Genomic DNA, 18460 nt, shown 5'->3' with positions numbered 1-18460 from the left:
GGCTCAGGGGCCGGCCCACAGCCCGTCGTCCGTGAGCCCCAGCAGCTCGATCGCGTTACGCCGTACGATCCGCTCGACGACGTCCGCCTCCAGGTGCCCCATCTGCGTCTCGCCGACCTTGCGGGACTCGGGCCAAGTGGAGTCGGAGTGGGGGTAGTCGGTCTCGTAGAGGACATTGCCGACCCCGATGGCGTCGAGGTTGCGCAGCCCGAAGGCGTCGTCGAAGAAGCAGCCGTAGACATGCTCGGCGAACAGCTCGGACGGCGGCCGGTGCACCTTGTCCGCGACACCGCCCCAGCCCCGGTTCTCCTCCCAGACGATGTCGGCGCGCTCGAGGATGTACGGGATCCAGCCGATCTGCCCTTCCGCGTACATGACCTTCAGCCCCGGGAAGCGCTCGAACTTGCCGCTCATCAGCCAGTCCACCATCGAGAAGCAGCAGTTGGCGAAGGTGATGGTGGAGCCGACGGCGGGCGGCGCGTCGGCGGAGGTGGAGGGCATACGGCTGCTGGAGCCGATGTGCATCGCGACGACGGTGCCGGTCTCGGCGCAGGCGGCGAGGAAGGGGTCCCAGTAGTCGGTGTGGACGGAGGGCAGGCCGAGGTGCGGGGGTATCTCGGAGAAGGCGACGGCCCGGACGCCGCGGGCCGCGTTGCGCCGTACTTCCGCCGCCGCCAGCTCGGCGTCCCAGAGGGGAATGAGGGTGAGCGGTATGAGCCGGCCCCGGGCCTCGGGTCCGCACCACTCCTCCACCATCCAGTCGTTGTAGGCCTGGATGCAGAGAAGGGCGAGTTCGCGGTCGCTCGCCTCCGTGAAGGTCTGCCCGCAGAAGCGCGGGAAGGTGGGGAAGCAGAGGGCGGACTGGACGTGGTTGACGTCCATGTCGGCGAGGCGGGCGGGGACGTCGTACGAACCGACGCGCATCTGCTCGTACGTGATGACTTCGAGCTTGATCTCGTCCCTGCTGTAGCCGACCGCCGTGTCCAGGCGGGTGAGCGGCCGATGCAGATCCTCGTAGATCCACCAGTCGCCGATCGGTCCGTCGTCGCTGCCGGGGGTGCCCATGACGGGCTTGAAGCGGCCGCCGAGGAAGGACATCTCCTTCAGCGGCGCGCGGACTATGCGCGGACCGATGTCCAGGTACTTCTTCGGAAGCCGGTGCTGCCATACGTCCGCGGGCTCCACGGTGTGGTCGTCGACGGAGATGATCTTCGGAAATGCCGGTGTGGTCTCCATGACGCTCACGGTAGCGCTGATCTGACGACCCGTCAGCTATGCGGTGAGGGGTCGATGGTGGTGGGGTCTGTGCGGAAGTGTGCGGAGAGGGTGTGTGGGCTTTGTGGTATCCCGCGCGCCGACCTGTGATCGTGGCCTCCAGAGCTGACGCGCCCGGCATGCACAAGGCAAACTGACCTAGTTGTCGGGTCGGCTAGGGGGACTGCATGGACGGAGTACCGCGGGTGCCTCAGCAGCGGAGTCCAGGTTCCACCGAGGATCAGGCGGCGCTGCGCTTCAGCGTGCTCGGACCGGTGCGCGCATGGCGCGGCGAGGAGCAACTGACCACCGGTTCCCCCCAGCAACGCGCCCTGCTCGCCGCCCTCCTGCTCCGCGAGGGCCGCACCGCGACCGCCGCGGAACTGATCGACGCCCTCTGGGGCGAGGAACCCCCGTCCCAGGCACTGGCGGCACTGCGCACCTACGCATCCCGCCTGCGCAAGGTGCTGACCCCCGGCGTCCTGGTCAGCGAGTCCGGCGGCTACGCGATCCGGGGCCTGCCCGACGGCTCCCTGGACCTGACGACCGCCCAGGACCTGGCGACCGAGGCGGAGAAGGCACGCAACTCCGGGGACCTGTGCCATGCGCGGGAGGTGCTGGGCCGCGCGCTGTCGCTGTGGGACGGAGAGGTGCTGGCGGGGGTGCCGGGCCCGTACGCGGAGGCGCAGCGGGTGAGGTTGGAGGAATGGCGCCTCCAACTCCTGGAATCCCGCCTGGACATGGACCTGGAGCAGGGCTGCCACGCGGAGAGCGTGTCGGAACTGACCGCCCTGACGGCGGCGCATCCCCTCCGGGAGCGGCTGCGTGAGCTGCTGATGCTGGCCCTGTACCGCTCGGGCCGCCAGGCGGAGGCCCTCGCGGTGTACGCCGACACGCGCCGCCTGCTCGCCGACGAACTGGGCGTGGACCCGCGCCCGGGCCTGCGCGAACTCCAGCAGCGCATCCTGCGGGCGGACCCCGGCCTGGCGGAACCGTCCACGCCGGTGACGGAACCCCCGGCCGTACCGGTCCGCCCGGCCCAACTCCCCGCAACCGTCCCCGACTTCACGGGACGGGCCTCCTTCGTCTCCGAGCTGAGCGAGGTCCTGGCCTCGGCGGAGGGCCGCGTGATGGCGGTCTCCGCCCTGGCCGGAATCGGCGGCGTCGGCAAGACGACCCTCGCGGTGCACGTCGCCCACCAGACCCGGGCCGCCTTCCCGGACGGCCAGCTGTACGTGGACCTCCAGGGCGCGGGCAACCGGGCGGCGGAGCCGGAGACGGTACTGGGCTCCTTCCTCCGCGCGTTGGGCACCGCGGACTCGGCGATCCCGGACTCCCTGGAGGAACGCTCGGCGCTGTACCGGTCCGTCCTGGACGGCCGGCGCGTGCTGGTGGTGTTGGACAACGCACGGGACGCCGCCCAGGTACGTCCCCTGCTGCCGGGGATGGAGGGCTGCGCGGCCCTGGTGACCTCCCGGGTACGGATGGTGGACCTGGCGGGCGCCCACCTGGTCGACCTGGACGTGATGTCCCCCGACGAGGCGTTGCTGCTCTTCACGAAAATCGTGGGCGAGGAGCGCGTCGCCTCCGAGCGGGAGGCCGCGCTGGACGTCGTAGCGGCATGCGGCTTCCTGCCGCTGGCGATCAGGATCGCGGCGTCCCGGCTGGCGGCCCGGCGCACGTGGACGGTGTCGGTGCTGGCGGCGAAACTCGGGGACGAGCGCCGCCGCCTCGACGAACTCCAGGCCGGCGACCTGGCGGTGAAGGCGACCTTCGAGCTGGGCTACGGGGCCCTGGAACCGGCCCAGGCACGGGCGTTCCGGCTCCTGGGCCTGCCCGACGGCCCCGACATCTCACTGGCGGCGGCCGCGGCGGTACTGGACCTCCCGGTGGAGGAGACCGAGGACCTCCTGGAGGCCCTCGTCGACACCTCGCTGCTGGAATCGGCGGCGCCCGGCCGCTACCGGTACCACGACCTCGTACGGCTCTACGCGCGTGCGTGCGCGGAACGGGACGAGTGGCCGCCGAGCGAGCAGGACGCGGCGATGTCGCGGTTGCTGGACTTCTACCTGGCCACCGCGGCGGGGGTCTACGCGAGGGAGCGGCCCGGGGACCGGCTGGTGGACCACCTGGAGCGGACGGACTACCCCGGGCTGAGCTTCACCGACCGGCATGCGGCACAGGACTGGCTGTACTCCGAAGCGCATGCCTTGCTCGCGTTCACCCAGCAGTGCACCGGGAACGCCGTGCTGCGGCGGGCGGTGGACCTGCTGTGGGCGGCGAAGGATCTCGCCGAGTCGGGCGCCAACTCCAAGCAGTACGAGACTGTCGCCTTCACGCTGCGGGGGGCGGCCGACCGGGCCCGGGATCCACGGGCGCTGAGCCGGGCGCTCACGACGCTCACCAATGTCCATCTCGTGGCCGGACGCTTCAGTGAGGCGGACGAAGAGGCCCGGCATGCCATGGAGCTGGCCCACATCGCGGACGACCTGGCACCCAGGTGCTGGGCCGCCAACGACCGCGGCATCATCGCGCTCTATCAGAACCGTTACGCCGACGGTGAGGCGTATCTCCGGCAGGCCATCGACAGCTTCCGCCAGGACGAGAACCTCGCCGGAGAGGCCAGCGCCCTCTGCAACCTCTCGCGCATCCGCCTCGCCCTGGGCCGGGTCGGCAGCGCGGTGGAACTCGCGCAACAAGGCATCGCCATCTACGACCGCCTGGGCCACACCCTGCGGGGCGCCAACGGCCGCTACGCCTTGGGCATGGCGCTGACCGGCCAGGGCGGACTGAGCGCGGCGGTCGACCGGCTCACCGAGGCCCTGGAGGTGTTCCGCGACAGCAGGCAGCGGCTCTGGGAGGGGATGACGCTCTTCCGGATGGCGGAAGCGCATCTCGCGGCACGCAAGCCGGCCGAGGCCGCGGCTCTGGCGGAGCAGGCTCAGGCCGTCCTGCGCGGCATCGGCGGTGAATGGCGCCGCGGCAACATCCTGACCGTCCTCGGCCGCGCCCTGAGCGACCTGAACCAGACCGGCCGCGCGCGAGCCTGCTGGCAAGAGGCCCTCTCCATCTACGACTCACTGGACTCCCCGGAGGCCGCCGACGTACGGCTCCTGCTCAGCCCGGCGACGGCCGCCTGAGCTTGTCGCTCAAGGTCCGGCAGAGCGTTCATCGTTCGTTTATCGCGCCACGGCAGTCTGTGCCTTGTCGATCCGTCGCGTCGGGGGGCAGACGGGTCAGCGGTGATCTTGACCGCTAGGGTGTACGACCCTGACATGCCCGTCCGGCGGCCCACGGGGGAGTTGCCGGACGGGCATCGCCCATCCATGAACGGGAGTTGCAGTCCATGAGCGATGCCAAGAAGGACACCGTGGTCAAGCCGCTCGACAACCACGCCACGGATGTCACCACGCAGGACAACCACGCGACCGACGAAGAGATCACCACGCTCGACAACCACGCGACGGGCGGCCCCGTGAAGCCGCTCGACAACCACGCGACGGGCGGCGGCACCGTGAGGCCGCTCGACAATCACGCGACGGGCGAAGAGGCCTGAACAGACCAACTCCACACGGGGATCGGCCGCGGCGGCGCGGAGGGGATGCCGCCGCGGCCGATGCGTGGTCCCGGCAGCCGGTGACGGCCGTCGGCTACGGCGAGCTCTTCTCGCCGCACACGGTGCAGCGGGACCCCGTCCCGTGGTGATAGTCGTGGGTCATGGCGGTCACATAGCCGCACGTCCCGCACCTCACGACGCGGTCGCACGGGCCCATGTGCAGGGTCTCGGCGGCCGGATGTCTCTTGCGGAACTCTGCCGGCACCTGATTGCCCCACACGCTGTTCCCGGGGACGAAGGGCTGCTCGGCAGATGTCAGGCGGCCGTGGCGGGTGGAGTACTCCGTCTCCCCGCATTGGGTGCATCGGCGCTTCTGGCTGCAGGCGTCCATCGCGACCCAATCGCCCCAATGTGAGGTGTAGGAGGGCGAGCGATGTGAGCATCGCCGGCAGACGTCGGCCTCCGTGCAGGGATATTCCGGGTAAAGGACCCGTACTTTCTCAAAGTCGTGGGAGCCCATCAGGCAGGCCAAGCGGTCACGGATGCGCACGTCTGGTTCTTTCCCCGCCCGCTGGTGCGGCACAACCCCGCCGGCGTCCGTCCCCACACCCGCTCCACCCCGTTCGCCCCTTCGACACCCCGCGTACTCCCCTCACCGCCAGGCTCGGGTGTCATGGCATACGACCGGACGACGGCAACGCCAGGCCAGGGGCTGCCGGGGGCCTTTCAGAAGTTCGTGCAGTTCGTGCCGCTCGGTGTGGTGGCCGTCATCCTGGTCGACGCGGCGACGGACTTCTTCCCCGACGATCCGCTCGTCGGGATCGTGACACCGCTGCGGCTGCTGGTGGTCGTCGGGTTCGTCGCCCTGCTGCTGCCCGGTCCGACGCGGGCCCGAATACGGGACTTCCGTACCCGGCTCGACATCCCGATCGGCGTGCTGGTGCTGGCCGCGACCGCGTCCACCGTCCACGGCGGACACCCGACCGCCCCGCTCCGTGGTCTGGTCACGGTGCTCGCCTGCTACTACCTCGTCGTCGGAGTGCGCCGCACGCAGCCGGAGTCGTGGCGGGCGATCGGGCTGCTGGCGCTGGTCGGCGTGGGGGCCGCCGCGACCGCCGCCTTCTCGCAGTTCACGAATGACACGCCGACCGGCTTCTGCCGTACCGGGCTGCTCACGGACATCTCGTGCGACGACACCAGCGGCGACGTCCTGATCCGGGCGATCGGCACGTTCGCCAACCCCAACCTGCTCTCCGCCTTCCTCGTCCTGCTCGTGCCGTTCGTGCTGCTCGCCGCCGTCTCCGTCGACGAGCGCACCGCCCGTACCGCCGTGGTCCTCGTCGGTGCCGTCGGATACGCGGCGCTGCTGACCACCTTCTCCCGCGCGGGTTACGTCGCCGGCGCCGCCGGCCTGCTCGTCCTCGCCGGTGCCTACTGGCTCGCCCCCCGCCTCGCCGACCGCGCGCAGCGCCGGATCGTCGCCACGCTCGGGGCGCTGGGGCTGGCCGCCGCCGCTGCCGCGATCTGGGCCGTGTCGCAGGCCGGGAACTCCCTCGGCGTCCGCGGGCAGGCCTGGGACGCCGCGCTCACGCTGGCGAAGGAGAACCCCCTCGGTGTCGGCCTCGGCCGCGCCGGTGCCGTCATCTCCGCGACCGCCCCCGGCGACCGCGTCTTCGTGCACGCGCACAACATGTGGCTGAACTGGCTCGTCGAGACGGGCGCCCTCGGTCTGCTGGCGATGCTCGCCGTGGCCGTCGTCGCCTGGCTGCACGCGGCCCGTATCGCCCGCGCGAAGTCGGTCCTCGGCACCGTCGGACTGGCCTCGCTGACCGGGTTCTTCCTGATCGGCATGATGGACCACCCGGCCAACCTGGACCGGATCGACATCCTCTTCTGGGTCGTCCTCGCCGTCGTCATGGCCGAGACGCCTGACCGGGCGAGCAGCACCACGGCCGGCGCCCCCGGCAACCGGCACCGCCAGAACAGCCAAACCAGCCAGAGCAGCCAGCCACCGCAGCTTCAGCCGCTCCCCGAACCCCGGCCGGAGCAGACGCAGCCCCTCACCCCGATCGCAGCTCGCCCTTCACCACCTTCCCGCTAGCGTTCCTCGGCAGCTCCGGCACGAACTCCACCACCCGCGGCACCTTGTAGTTCGCCATCTCCCGCCGCGCCCACGCGATCAGGTCGTCGCCGGTGACCACAGCCCCCGGCCGCCGCACCACGTACGCCTTCCCGACCTCGCCGAGCCGCGCGTCCGGTACGCCGATCACCGCGACGTCCGCCACATCGGGATGCAGGCCGAGGAGTTGCTCTATCTCCGCCGGGTACGCGTTGAAGCCGCCGACGATGAACATGTCCTTGATGCGGTCCGTGATGCGCAGGTTGCCCTCGTCGTCCAGCACGCCCACGTCGCCGGTCCGCAGCCACCCGTCCGACCCCAGCACTTCCGCCGTCGCCGCCTCGTCCTCGTAGTAGCCGCGCATCACGTTGAAGCCGCGGACCAGGACCTCGCCGGGCTCGCCGACCGGTGCCTCGACGCGTACCTCCGTGCCCGGTATCGCCCGTCCCGAGGTCGACGCGATCACCGGCAGCGGGTCGCCTCGCCGGCACATCGTCACGATGCCGCTCGCCTCCGACAGGCCGTATGCGGTGAGTACGGTCTCGACCCCCAACTCGCCCCTCAGCCGCTCCACCAGGCGCAACGGCACCACCGCGGCGCCCGTCACCACCAGCCGCAGCGCGGACAGGTCGTGCGCGTCCCTCGCGGGGTGGTCAAGCAGCGACTGGTGCAGGGTCGGTGGCCCCGGAAGGACCGAGACCCGTTCCGCCGCTATGTTCGCCAGGGCCGTGTCTACGTTGAACACCGGCTGCGGGATCATCGTCGCGCCGCGCATCAAGCAGGCGATCACACCCGCCTTGTAGCCGAAGGTGTGGAAGAAGGGGTTCACGATGAGGTAGCGGTCGCCGCGCCTCAACCCGGCGAGATCGCTCCAGACTTCGTACGCCCGCAGCGTCTGGGCATGCGTGATCACCGCGCCCTTGGGACGGCCCGTCGTACCGGACGTGAAGACGATGTCCGACGGCCAGGAACCGTCCACGGCCGCCGAGCGTGCTCGCACCTCGGACGGCTCCACTCCCTCGCCGCCGGCCAGGAAGTCCTTCCAGGTGCGGTAGTCGGCGGGGGCGTCGTCCGACAGCACGACCACCTGCTCCAGCGCCGGCAGCCCCGGCCCCTCCGCGACCGCCCGCCGCAGGGACGCCACATACGACGTCCCCAGGAACGTCCCCGTCACGAACAGCAGCCGCGCCCCGCTCCTGCGCAGCACGTCCGCCGCCTCCACGCCCTTGAAGCGGGTGTTGACGGGGACCAGCACCGCCCCGGCCGACACCGCGCCGAGCGCCGCCACGATCCAGTCGAGGGAGTTCGGGGCCCAGATCCCGACCCGGTCACCGGGCTCGATCCCGTTCGCCATGCAGGCCGCCGCCGACCGTTCGACGCGGGCGCCCAGTTCGGCGTACGAGATCCGGGTGCGGCCCTCCACCACCGCCTCGGCGTCCGCATACCGCTCGGCGGCGGACCGGACGAGTCCCGGGATGCTGCCCCACTCCACGTCACCGCGCACAGCACGCCTCCCCAACCTCATAGCTGACTACCCGTCAGATTAGCTGTACTCTGACGACCTGTCAGCAGCCCTTCAGCAGCATGGAGGTGTGCAGCACATGGCCGGACTCAAGGACGCCACCGCCATCGTCGGCATCGGGCAGACCCCCTTCGCCAAGCACCTCCCCGACGACGAGCGGACCCTGGCCTGCCGTGCCGTTCTCACCGCTCTCGACGACGCCGGTATCGCGCCCGGCGAGGTCGACGCGCTCGCCTCGTACACGATGGAGGAGACGGACGAGGTGGAGCTGGCGAAGGCCGTCGGGTTCGGCGACCTCACGTTCTTCAGCAAGGTCGGCTACGGCGGCGGCGGTTCCTGCGCCACCGTCGCCCATCTCGCCGCCGCCATCGCGACCGGGCAGGCGACCGTGGGCGTGGCCTGGCGGTCACGCAAGCGCGGGTCCGGCCCCCGCCCCTGGACCAACACCGCCGTCCAACTCCCCACCCCCGCCCAGTGGACCCGCCCCTTCGGCCTGCTGCGCCCCGCCGACGAGATAGCCATGCTCACGCGCCGCTATATGCACGAGTACGGCGCCACCCGCGACCACCTCTTCAACGTCGCCCTCGCCTGCCGCAACCGGGCCAACCAGAACCCCGCCGCGATCATGTACGACCGCCCCCTCACCCGCGATATGTACATGACCTCCCGCTGGATCAGCGAGCCCCTCTGCCTCTTCGACAACTGCCTGGAGACGGACGGGGCGTTGGCCTGCGTCATCGTCAGCAGGGAGCGCGCCCGCGACTGCCGGCACACCCCCGCTTACGTCCACTCCGCCGCCCAGGGCCTGCCCGCCCAGCACCACGGCATGGTCAACTACTGGAACGACGACCCGCTCACCGGCCCCGCCTGGACCGCCGCCCGGCACCTGTGGAAACACGCCGACTTCACGCCCCAGGACATCGACGTCGCCCAGATCTACGACGCGTTCACGCCCCTCATCCCGCTCTCCCTGGAGGGCTACGGCTTCTGCGGGCGCGGCGAGGGCGGTGCGTTCACGGAGGGCGGCGCGCTGGAGATCGGCGGGCGGCTGCCGCTGAACACCGGGGGCGGCGGGCTCTCCGAGGCATACGTGCACGGCTTCAACCTCATCAACGAGGGCGTGAAGCAGTTGCGCGGGACGAGTACCGCCCAGGTGCCGGGGGCGGCCACCTGCCTGGTCACGGCGGGTGAAGGGGTTCCGACGTCCGCACTGCTGCTGAGGAGTTGAGAACATGCTGGCTCCCGTCACCGACACCGACGGCGCCCCCTTCTGGCGCTACGCCGCCCAGGGCGAACTGCGCATCCAGGCCTGCGCCGACTGCGGCGAACTCCGCTTCCCGCCCCGCCCCTGCTGCCCCCACTGCCAGTCCTTCGCGAGCGAGTGGCGGCAGGTCAGCGGACACGGGCGCATCTGGTCGTACGTCGTCCCCCACCCGCCCCTGCTGCCCGACTACGCGGCGCAGGCGCCGTACAACGTCATCGTCGTCGAACTCGCCGACGCCCCCCGGATACGCCTCGTGGGGAACCTGGTCACGGAGCCCGGGGCGCCGCTCAACTCCCTTTCCCCCGACCGCGTTCGCATCGGCGCCAGGGTGCAGGTCGTGTTCACCGACACCGGCCTTCCGCAGTGGATCCTGGAGCGCCCATGACCCTCGGCCTCACGACCGACAAGGACACCGGCGTCGCGGTCGTCACCCTCGACCGCCCGGACCGCCTCAACGCGATCGACCTGACGACGGCGACCGAACTGCACGACGCCTGGCGGGAGTTGCGGTTCGACGACTCCGTACGGGCCGTCGTCCTCACCGGGGCCGGGGAGCGGGCGTTCTGCACGGGGATCGACCGGGACTCCGTCGTGCCGCAGCCGAACTCGCCGTACATGACGGACGATCCGCTCCTGCGCATCGGACCGAAGGCGAACGACCTGTGGAAACCGGTCATCGCCGCCGTGCGGGGCATCGCCTGCGGCGGCGCCTTCTACCTCCTCGGCGAGTCCGACTTCCTCATCGCCGACCCGACCGCCACCTTCTTCGACCCGCACACCACCTACGGGATGGTCAGCGCGTACGAGTCGGTGCTGATGGCGCAACGGATGCCCTACGGCGAGGCCGCGCGGATGGCCCTGATGGGCACGGCGGAACGTATCTCGGCCCAGCGTGCCTACGACATCGGGCTGGTCTCCGAACTCACGGCGCCCGGCGAGGCATTGGCTGCGGCCACCGAGTGCGCGACGGTGATCGCCGGGTATCCGGCGGAGGCGGTACAGGGGACGGTACGGGCGCTGTGGGCGGCACGGGAGGGGGCCGTGGCCCAGGGGTTCGCACAGGCGCCGCACCTGGTGGCCCTCGGCAATCTGCCGGGTGAGCGGCAGGCGGAGTTGTTCGCCGGGCGACGGGGCGGGGAGTTCCGACTGCGCTGAACGGCGCCGCATGGCGGGGCCCTCCGACCGGGCGTAGCGTCTGCCATGACGGCCGCCGTCCGGAACGACCCTTCCGTGCGCCCGGCACGACGGCCGTCCCAGAAAAACCGACCTGGGCAACAGCGCCCCGTTAGGGGCGCGGGGAACTGCGCGACAAGCCACAACGGACCCGCACCCGGCAACGAACCTACGCGGTCCGTGCAGTCCCCGTACCCTTCTCCGCATCCAACGCATACACGCAACGATCCTTACTGCACGCGTACACAACCCCATCCCGCACCACCGGCGACCCAGTGATCTCCCCACCCGTCGCCAGCTTCCACCTCAACCGCCCGTCATCGGCCTTGAGCGTGTACAGCAGATGATCCGTGGACCCGAAGTGAATCCGCCCCTCCGCCACGGACGGCGAACCGACGATGTCCCCACCCGCCTGGAACCGCCACTTAGGCGTACCGGTGACCGCATCGAGCGTGTAGAGCCCCTTGCCGCTGCCCACATGGACATGCCCCGCGGCCACCAGCACCGGCTCGACGGACGCACGGGACTCGGTCGCGATGCGCCAGCGATCGCGGCCGTCCGTGGCGTCGAGGGCGTACACCGTGCCGAGGTAGTCGGCGAGATAGACCCCGCCGCCGGTGACGGCCGGGCCGGGGACGAAGGTCGGCGGGCAGAGGAAGACCGCCGGCGCCTCGAAGTGCCAGCGGACATGGCCTGAGGTCACGTCGACGGCGAGGACGCGCGTCCCGGCACAGACGTACACGAATCCGTCGTGGGCCTGCGCCACCCGTACTGGAACGCCGCCGCAGGAGGCCGCGTCGCCGATCGGGTACGACCAGCGCTCGTCGCCGGTGCGGGCGTCCAGCGCACGCAGCCGTGCGTCCTGCCAGACGAAGACCGTGCCGTCGTACAGGGCCGGCCCCGCCTCAGGCGACTCGAAGTCGGTCTGCGCGCCGGTGATCTCCCACAGCTTCTGCCCGTTCGAGGCCTCCCAGGCCTGGACGCCGCCACCGCGCGTGCCGGTGATGACGGTGCCGCGGTCGGCCTTGAGCGAGTACACCCAGGCGTCGGTGGACAGGCGCCACAGGTCCGCGCCCTCCCGGGCATCGAGGGCGTACAGCGTGGGTCCGTCGGAGGCGTGGATACGGCCGTCCGCGACCGCCATCGACCAGGCGACGTCTCTCGTCTTGAAGCGGCGGCGGCCGGTGGCCACGTCGAGGGCGTGGACCTCGAAGGAGGTGACGTAGACGAGGTCGCCGGAGACGGAGGGGGTGCCCCAGACGTCGTTCGACATACGGAAGCGCCAGGGGCGCCAGCCGGCGGCGGTCTCCGGGGGTGCGGGCGGCGGTGCGGTCACGGCAGGGCCCACGGCGGGCTCCGTGCCGTTGACGCCGGGGCGAGGGCGGGACCAGGAGGCGACCAGGCCGGCCTCTGGAGGGGGTGCCTTCACGGCGGCGGCGCGGGCGTCGGCGACGCGCGGGCCGGGTCCGATCGGCACCGCGCCGCCGGCCAGCCGTACGGGACCGGTGTCGGGGGCGCCGACCGGGGCGGGCACGGGCGCCGGGACGACGGGGTCGTGCGAGGGCGGGGGCGGATGCGGCACGGCGCCCCGACCGCCGCTGCGGCCGGAGCCCGGCGTGGGCTTGGCCGGCGGGCGTCCGTTGCGGCGGGCCTCGATCAGGCTCACCGCCCGCTCAGGCAGCCACGCCGACGCCGTACCGCTGTCGTCGGAGCCGGAGCCGAAGAGGTGGGGGGCCAGCTGGGCCTGGAGGTCGGCCGGGTTGGGGCGGGCGGTGGCCTCCATCTTCATAACGGACTCGATGAGGGGGCGCAGCTCCTCCGGGAGTCCCTCCAGGTCCGGGCCCTCGCGCAGCAGCATGAAGACGGTCTCGACCGGGTTGGCGCCGTGGAAGGGGGCGTGGCCGGTGGCGGCGAAGACGAGCATCGAGCCGAGCGAGAACACGTCGCTCGCGCCGGTCACGCTCCGCGAGTCCTTGGCCTGCTCCGGCGACATGTAGGCGGGCGTCCCCACGGCGACGTTGGTCATCGTCAGACGTGTGTTGGAGACGCCGGAGGCGATACCGAAGTCGATGACGCGAGGGCCGTCCTCGACCACGAGGACGTTCGACGGTTTGAGGTCGCGGTGGACCAGACCGGCGCCGTGGATGGACTGCAGCGCCTCCGCCACACCCGCCGCGAGCCAGCGGACCGCCTGGGCCGGGAGGGGCCCGCACTCGTTCACTATTTCCTCGAGCGAGGGAGCGGGCACATACGCGGTGGCCAGCCAGGGCACGGCCGCCCGCGGGTCGGCGTCGACCACGGCCGCCGTATAGAAACCGGAGACCGCCCGTGCCGCCTCGACCTCACGCGTGAAGCGGACCCGGAAGAGCTGGTCCTCGGCCAGCTCCGTCCGGACCGTCTTGATCGCCACGCGCCGGCCCGAAGCCGAGCGCGCGAGATAGACCAGCCCCATGCCGCCGGCACCCAGCCGTCCCAGCACCTCGAACGGCCCGATCCGCCGCGGATCGTGCTGCGTCAGCTGATCCACCACTTGCCTGCCACCTCCCCGTACGAGCCGCGTCATTCCACATGTGTACGCGACCGAAGTGCAGCGTCTCACCACCGCACCGCCTTGGCGGCACGCACCCTGATTCTTCCTGTCCCGGGCACTGGTTGCGAACCCGGGGGCGGATCGGGGTGTCTTGGGACAAAAACACAGTGCCCTGGGACAGAAACACAGGTTCAGGGCCGCGCAAAGGCCCCTTTCGCATGCTGGACGCGGTATCTCAGCAAGAGATCAGCGCTGCAGCAACGCGAAGGACGCCCCCTGATTGTCCGTGACAACGGCCACCCTGCCGTATGACGCGTCGAATGGGGGTGCCTGTACGCGTCCGCCGAGCTGCCGCACCGTTTCGAGTACGGCGTCGCAGTCGTCGGTACCGAAATGGACGAGGAGGTGGGGCGGCATCTCGGGCGGGAAGACGTCGGAGACGGGCGCGCGGCCGAAGTCGGGCTCGGCGTCCGGTCCGAACAGGGCGTCGGTGAACAGACCGCCGTAGAAGTTGTTCGCCCCCTCCGTGTCCCGCGTGTACAGCTCGGTCCAGGCGAAGGTGCCGGGCTCGTGCCGCTCGCCGAAACCGCGGTGCGAGCCCGCCTGCCAGAGGCCGAAGACGGCGCCCTCCGGGTCGGCGACCAGCGCGGCCCTGCCCAGGTCGCCGACCGGCAGGGGCTCCGTGACGATCTGGCCGCCGGCCCTCTGGACCCGCACGGCCAGCGCCTGAGCGTCCGGCGTCGCGAAGTACACGGTCCACACGGTGGGCATACGGCCGTCCGCCTTGTGCGCGAGCGCGGCGACGGGGGCGCCGTCACGAACGGCCCATACGGAGCCGCCACGCGCCGTCGGCTGATCTTCGAAGGTCCACCCGAAAAGTTCGCCGTAGAACCGCTTGCCCGCCGCCACGTCGGGCAGCTGGGCCTCCACCCAGCACGCGACGCCCTCGCCGTATGCCTCTTCGCCCGCGGATGCCCTGTTTTCGGCCATGCCGTCAACGTAACGGGCTCGCACACACCGCGCAGACCAGGCGCACCACCCGCTCCACCCCCGTGCACCCCATTTGCAGTCGGCCGAATCGCGCTCCGATCACCCCTCGGTAAGCTGACGGCATGACAGGACAAGTGCGTACCGTCGACGGCCGCGTGGCCGGTCGGCGTGGGCAGGCGACCCGGCAGAAGCTGCTCGACTGCCTCAGCGAGATGCTCAGCTCCTCCCCGTACCGGGACGTCAAAGTCATCGATGTCGCCCGGAAAGCGGGCACTTCGCCCGCCACCTTCTATCAGTACTTCCCGGACGTCGAAGGCGCCGTCCTGGAGATCGCCGAGCAAATGGCCGCCGAGGGCGGCCAGTTGACCGAGCTGCTCGAGGGCCGGTCATGGGTCGGCAAGGCCGGCTGGCAGACCGCGCAGGAACTCGTGGACGGTTTCCTGGAGTTCTGGCGCCGGAACGACGCGATCCTGCGCGTCGTCGACCTCGGTGCCGCCGAGGGAGACAAACGGTTCTACAAGATCCGCATGAAGATCCTCAACTCGGTGAACAACTCCCTGGTGGACGCGGTCGCCGAACTCCAGTCCAAGGGCCGGGTCGACAAGGACGTGAACCCGGCCGCGGTCGCCGGTTCACTGGTCGCGATGCTCGCGGCCGTCGCCTCGCACCAGAAGGGCTTCCAGACGTGGGGCGTCAAACAGGCTGAACTCAAGCCGAATCTGGCGCTGTTGGTGCACCTGGGCGTGACGGGAAAGAAGCCGACGAAGTAGCACGCGCGCTCTTTTCCTTTCCTTCTTTTCCTTTCCTTCCCAGGTTCCCAGTCCTGTCTGACAGGCGGCGGCTCACTCCGGTGGGCCGCCGCTTGTTGCGTGCGGCGGATCCGATCGACTCCGGCGGGTATCGCGCCCCAAAGGGGCGCGGGGCTGTATCAATATGCGGCTCCGCCGCGTGGGCGCGACCAGCCCCCACCGGCCCGCAGACAAGATTCGGCCCTCCATCGCAGCGTCAGGGCAACGGCCGGTCCTTGACCACGTGCTTCATCACCAGCGTCGACGTCAGCCGCTGCACCCCCGGCAGCGTCGCCAGTCGCTCGTCGTACAGCCGCTGAAACGCCGCCAGGTCGGCCGTGGCGACCCGCAGCAGATAGTCGGGCTCTCCGAACAGCCGCTGCGCCTCCAGTACGTGCTCCACCTCGCTCAGCGCCCGCTCGAACTCGGCGACCGTGTCCCGGTCCTCCTGCCGCATCGACACGAAGACCAGCGCCTCGAAGGTCAGCCCCACCGCCGCCGGATCGACGACGGCCCGGTACCCCTGGATCGCCCCGGACCGCTCCAGCTCCCGCAGCCGCCGATGACACGGCGAGACACTCAGCCGCACCCGCCCGGCCAGCTCGGTCACCGTCAGCCGCCCGTCCTGCTGCAACTCGGCAAGAATCTTCCGGTCCACGTCGTCCATGAGGCAGATTTTCCCCCACATTCCGCGATCACGAGCAAACTTAAGGAACACTTTCGGCCCATTCCCGCCTAATGTCCCCACCATGGACTCCGGAACGCTGATTTCCTTCCTCGCCGTCGACCTTCTGCTGGTGTGCGTACCGGGCGCCGACTGGGCGTATGTGATCTCGGCGGGCCTGCGCGGCCGTTCCCCCCTGCCGGCGGTGGCGGGCCTGGTCGCCGGTTACGCCCTGCACACGGCCCTGGCGACGGCCGGTCTCGCGGTGCTGGTGGCCAAGTCGCCGGGCCTGCTGACCGCACTCACGGTGGCGGGAGCGGCGTACCTGGTGTGGCTGGGGTGGGGAGTGCTGCGGAATCCGGGGGTGCCGGGGGTGCCGGGGGCGGATCAGGCGGTCGAGACGAGTCGCGGCCGCGTCTTTCTGCGCGGCGCCACGATCAGCGGGCTGAACCCGAAGGGGCTGCTGCTGTATCTGTCGGTGCTGCCGCAGTTCCTGGTGGCCGGGGCCGGACAGCTGCCGGTGCCGGTGCAGACGGCCACGCTCGGCGTCCTGCACATGGCGTGCTGCGCGGCGGTCTATCTGACGGTGGGCCTCCTGGCCCGCGCGGTCCTCGGCGCCCGCCCGTCCGCCGCCCGCGCGGTCACCCGCACGTCGGGGGCGGCGATGCTGGGAATCGGCGCGTTTCTGCTGGTGCAGCGACTGGGGACGCTTTAGGGATCAGCGCGGTAGAGATCACCGCCGTACGCATCATCGTCGTCGCATCACCGCCGCACCATCCTGAACAGCCGGATCTCCCGCTCCACCCGTGCCTGATACGCCGCATACGGCGGCCAGAACTCCAGCGCCGCCTTCCAGGCCGCCGCCCGCTCCTCCCCCTCCAGCAGCCGGGCCCGGACCGGAATGTCCCGTCCCTTCCAGCTGACCTCGGCGTCGGGACGGGCGAGGAGGTTGTGGGTCCAGGCGGGATGGCCGGGGCGCCCGAAGTTGGAGCCGATGAGGATCCAGCTGCGCCCGTCGTCCTCCGGCATGCAGGCGAGCGGCGTACGGCGGGCGACCCCGCTCTTCGCCCCCGTCGAGGTCAGGATCACCCCCGGCAGCATCTGCGCGCTCAGCAGCACCTTGCCGCGGGTGAGCCGGTGGACGGCGCGATCCAGCGCGGGAACGACATGCGGGGCGACCTTGGCGAAGCCCGGCGTGGACGACACCTTCTGCACGAACCGCACCCCGGCATCCTTGACGCCCATCAGACGGTCACCTCCCCACCCGCGAAGAGCCGCGCCGCGTCGGCGGCATGCGCCCGCAGCCGATGCACGGGCCCGAAGAGCAGCTCATCGCCCGCAGCCCGCTTGAAGTACAGGTGAGCCTCGTGCTCCCAGGTGAAACCGATGCCGCCGTGCATCTGTATCCCTTCGGCCGCCGCACCCCGCAAGGCCTCCAGGGCCTGCGCGAGCGCAAGCCCGCCCACCTTGAGCGGCTCCGATGAAGTCGGCTGCGGTCCGGCAGCGCCCCGAAGGGGCGCGGGGAACTGCGCGACCAGCCCCAACGGACCCGCAGACGACACACGACCCATCGCGGCAGTTCCCGCGGAGCGCACCGCCCACGCCGCGTAGTACGCAGCCGAGCGCGCGGCCTGAATCTGGACATACACATCGGCCAACCGGTGCTTCACCGCCTGGAACGACCCGATCGCCCGCCCGAACTGCTCCCGCTGCCCCACGTACTCCACGGTCCGCTCCAACACCCGGTCGGCGACCCCAACGGCCTCGCAGGCGAGCACGGCGGCGGTGTGATCGCCGACGCGGGTGAGGGTCCCCAGGACATCGCCGCCCTCATCGCCCAGCAACTCGGCGTCGACGTCCCGCAGTTGGAGGCGGGCCTGCGGACGGGTCGCGTCGAGTGCGGTGAGGCGGGTACGGACGAGCCGTGCCGAATCCCCGGGCACGAGGAACAGCAGCGTGCGCGAGCGGGCGAACCCCCCGGCGTGGGCGGCGACGATCAGCAGCTGCGCGCTGTGCCCGTCGAGGACCTGGTCGACCTGCCCGTACAACCGCCAGCCCCCGTCCTCCGTCCGCCGCGCCTGGACGCCCCCCGCGCGCCCCCCACCGGCCCAGCCATCGCCATTGCCGCCACCGTTGTCGCCGGTCAGCCCGAGCGCGGTGGCGAGCGCGGCGCCGGGTACGCCGAGGGCCGCGGTGAGCGAACCCGCGGCGAGGCGCGGCAGCAGCTCCGCGCGCTGGGCCTCGGTGCCGAGGGCGAGCAGCAGGGGCGCGCTGAGGACGGTGGTCGCGAGCAGCGGTGAGGGGGCGAGGGCCCGGCCCGTCTCCTCCGCCGCGAGGGCGAGTTCGGTGACGGAGCAGCCGACACCGCCGTAGGTCTCGGGAAGGGCGAGGCCGGGCAGGCCGAGTTGTTCGGCGAGGGCTGTCCAGAGTGCGGGATCGTGGCCGGCCGGCTGATCGACGGCGGCGCGCAGCTCCTCCGGTCCGCACCGCTTGTGGAGCAGTTCGCGCAGGGTGCGGCGGATCTCGTCCTGCTCGGTGGTGAAGCTGGCGTCCATGGCTCTTCCCTCCCGATCTGACGGGCCGTCATATTAGGAGCCCAC

At 71.1% G+C, this 18460-nt stretch carries 15 protein-coding genes; 8 read left to right on the top strand and 7 right to left on the bottom strand.

Features of this window, described 5'->3' with window-relative positions:
- Nucleotides 1-3: 3 nt before the first annotated feature.
- Entirely contained in the window at nt 4-1236 is a 1233-nt protein-coding gene (locus OG828_RS28175; RefSeq protein WP_443062437.1) for an amidohydrolase family protein, read from the bottom strand.
- Between the two features lie 206 nt (nt 1237-1442).
- Here OG828_RS28175 and OG828_RS28170 point away from each other — a divergent pair, with 206 nt between their 5' ends.
- The 3 genes from OG828_RS28170 to OG828_RS28160 all read left to right on the top strand — a co-directional run bounded on the left by OG828_RS28170 (nt 1443) and on the right by OG828_RS28160 (nt 6911).
- Nucleotides 1443-4394: an AfsR/SARP family transcriptional regulator gene (locus tag OG828_RS28170; RefSeq protein WP_328502675.1), complete on the top strand. Its 2952-nt coding sequence runs from the start codon at nt 1443-1445 to the stop codon at nt 4392-4394.
- Between the two features lie 206 nt (nt 4395-4600).
- Complete coding sequence (locus tag OG828_RS28165) at nt 4601-4810, top strand: hypothetical protein (RefSeq protein ID WP_328362714.1); 210 nt, start codon at nt 4601-4603, stop codon at nt 4808-4810.
- A 673-nt stretch (nt 4811-5483) separates the two neighbouring features.
- Nucleotides 5484-6911 carry an O-antigen ligase family protein gene (locus OG828_RS28160; RefSeq protein ID WP_328440112.1) on the top strand — a complete coding sequence of 476 codons (1428 nt, stop codon included), beginning with the start codon at nt 5484-5486 and terminating at the stop codon, nt 6909-6911.
- Here the strand turns inward: OG828_RS28160 and OG828_RS28155 are convergent.
- A complete protein-coding gene (locus OG828_RS28155; RefSeq protein WP_328502674.1) occupies nt 6871-8433 on the bottom strand; it encodes a FadD3 family acyl-CoA ligase in 1563 nt (520 codons plus the stop codon). The genes OG828_RS28160 and OG828_RS28155 overlap by 41 nt on opposite strands.
- A 97-nt stretch (nt 8434-8530) precedes the next feature.
- Here OG828_RS28155 and OG828_RS28150 point away from each other — a divergent pair, with 97 nt between their 5' ends.
- The 3 genes from OG828_RS28150 to OG828_RS28140 are packed head-to-tail and all read left to right on the top strand — an operon-like array spanning nt 8531 to nt 10870.
- Complete coding sequence (locus OG828_RS28150) at nt 8531-9679, top strand: lipid-transfer protein (protein ID WP_328502673.1); 1149 nt, start codon at nt 8531-8533, stop codon at nt 9677-9679.
- A 4-nt stretch (nt 9680-9683) separates the two neighbouring features.
- Complete coding sequence (locus tag OG828_RS28145; protein ID WP_328362702.1) at nt 9684-10100, top strand: Zn-ribbon domain-containing OB-fold protein; 417 nt, start codon at nt 9684-9686, stop codon at nt 10098-10100.
- Nucleotides 10097-10870 (top strand): enoyl-CoA hydratase/isomerase family protein, encoded by a 774-nt coding sequence (locus OG828_RS28140; RefSeq protein WP_328502672.1) that lies wholly within the window; start codon nt 10097-10099, stop codon nt 10868-10870. Before OG828_RS28145 ends, OG828_RS28140 begins: the two co-directional genes overlap by 4 nt.
- A gap of 187 nt (nt 10871-11057) precedes the next feature.
- Here OG828_RS28140 and OG828_RS28135 read toward each other — a convergent pair whose 3' ends face one another.
- Together OG828_RS28135 and OG828_RS28130 are read right to left on the bottom strand one after the other, a co-directional pair.
- A complete protein-coding gene (locus OG828_RS28135; protein WP_328362697.1) occupies nt 11058-13418 on the bottom strand; it encodes a serine/threonine-protein kinase in 2361 nt (786 codons plus the stop codon).
- 246 nt (nt 13419-13664) lie between these two features.
- Nucleotides 13665-14408 (bottom strand): VOC family protein, encoded by a 744-nt coding sequence (locus tag OG828_RS28130; protein WP_328502671.1) that lies wholly within the window; start codon nt 14406-14408, stop codon nt 13665-13667.
- A 134-nt stretch (nt 14409-14542) separates the two neighbouring features.
- Here OG828_RS28130 and OG828_RS28125 point away from each other — a divergent pair, with 134 nt between their 5' ends.
- Entirely contained in the window at nt 14543-15178 is a 636-nt protein-coding gene (locus OG828_RS28125; RefSeq protein WP_210582598.1) for a TetR family transcriptional regulator, read from the top strand.
- A 235-nt stretch (nt 15179-15413) separates the two neighbouring features.
- On the opposite strand, the gene OG828_RS28120 is transcribed toward OG828_RS28125, so the two are convergent.
- Complete coding sequence (locus tag OG828_RS28120) at nt 15414-15863, bottom strand: Lrp/AsnC family transcriptional regulator (protein ID WP_328362692.1); 450 nt, start codon at nt 15861-15863, stop codon at nt 15414-15416.
- 82 nt (nt 15864-15945) lie between these two features.
- Here OG828_RS28120 and OG828_RS28115 point away from each other — a divergent pair, with 82 nt between their 5' ends.
- The gene (locus OG828_RS28115) at nt 15946-16575 is read left to right on the top strand and encodes a LysE family translocator (protein WP_328502670.1); all 630 of its coding nucleotides are present in this window, start codon (nt 15946-15948) and stop codon (nt 16573-16575) included.
- A gap of 47 nt (nt 16576-16622) precedes the next feature.
- Here the strand turns inward: OG828_RS28115 and OG828_RS28110 are convergent, their stop codons facing one another.
- Together OG828_RS28110 and OG828_RS28105 are read right to left on the bottom strand one after the other, a co-directional pair.
- Nucleotides 16623-17105, bottom strand: a complete 483-nt coding sequence (locus tag OG828_RS28110) for a nitroreductase family deazaflavin-dependent oxidoreductase (RefSeq protein ID WP_328502669.1) — start codon at nt 17103-17105, stop codon at nt 16623-16625.
- Entirely contained in the window at nt 17105-18415 is a 1311-nt protein-coding gene (locus OG828_RS28105; protein WP_328502668.1) for an acyl-CoA dehydrogenase family protein, read from the bottom strand. The genes OG828_RS28110 and OG828_RS28105 overlap by 1 nt, the downstream gene beginning before the upstream one ends.
- Nucleotides 18416-18460 lie beyond the last annotated feature (45 nt).

This window comes from Streptomyces sp. NBC_00457 (genome assembly GCF_036014015.1).
Classification (GTDB): Bacteria; Actinomycetota; Actinomycetes; order Streptomycetales; family Streptomycetaceae; genus Streptomyces.
Note: the sequence above shows the minus strand (reverse complement) of the source record. Positions and strands in the feature narration are given on the sequence as shown.

Bases quoted from the DNA above. Each gene is read 5' to 3' on its own strand.
- OG828_RS28175 (WP_443062437.1), bottom strand. From the start codon at position 1,236: ATGGAGACCACACCGGCATTTCCGAAGATCATCTCCGTCGACGACCAC.
- OG828_RS28170 (WP_328502675.1), top strand. From the start codon at position 1,443: ATGGACGGAGTACCGCGGGTGCCTCAGCAGCGGAGTCCAGGTTCCACC.
- OG828_RS28165 (WP_328362714.1), top strand. From the start codon at position 4,601: ATGAGCGATGCCAAGAAGGACACCGTGGTCAAGCCGCTCGACAACCAC.
- OG828_RS28160 (WP_328440112.1), top strand. From the start codon at position 5,484: ATGGCATACGACCGGACGACGGCAACGCCAGGCCAGGGGCTGCCGGGG.
- OG828_RS28150 (WP_328502673.1), top strand. From the start codon at position 8,531: ATGGCCGGACTCAAGGACGCCACCGCCATCGTCGGCATCGGGCAGACC.
- OG828_RS28145 (WP_328362702.1), top strand. From the start codon at position 9,684: ATGCTGGCTCCCGTCACCGACACCGACGGCGCCCCCTTCTGGCGCTAC.
- OG828_RS28140 (WP_328502672.1), top strand. From the start codon at position 10,097: ATGACCCTCGGCCTCACGACCGACAAGGACACCGGCGTCGCGGTCGTC.
- OG828_RS28130 (WP_328502671.1), bottom strand. From the start codon at position 14,408: ATGGCCGAAAACAGGGCATCCGCGGGCGAAGAGGCATACGGCGAGGGC.
- OG828_RS28120 (WP_328362692.1), bottom strand. From the start codon at position 15,863: ATGGACGACGTGGACCGGAAGATTCTTGCCGAGTTGCAGCAGGACGGG.
- OG828_RS28115 (WP_328502670.1), top strand. From the start codon at position 15,946: ATGGACTCCGGAACGCTGATTTCCTTCCTCGCCGTCGACCTTCTGCTG.
- OG828_RS28110 (WP_328502669.1), bottom strand. From the start codon at position 17,105: ATGGGCGTCAAGGATGCCGGGGTGCGGTTCGTGCAGAAGGTGTCGTCC.
- OG828_RS28105 (WP_328502668.1), bottom strand. From the start codon at position 18,415: ATGGACGCCAGCTTCACCACCGAGCAGGACGAGATCCGCCGCACCCTG.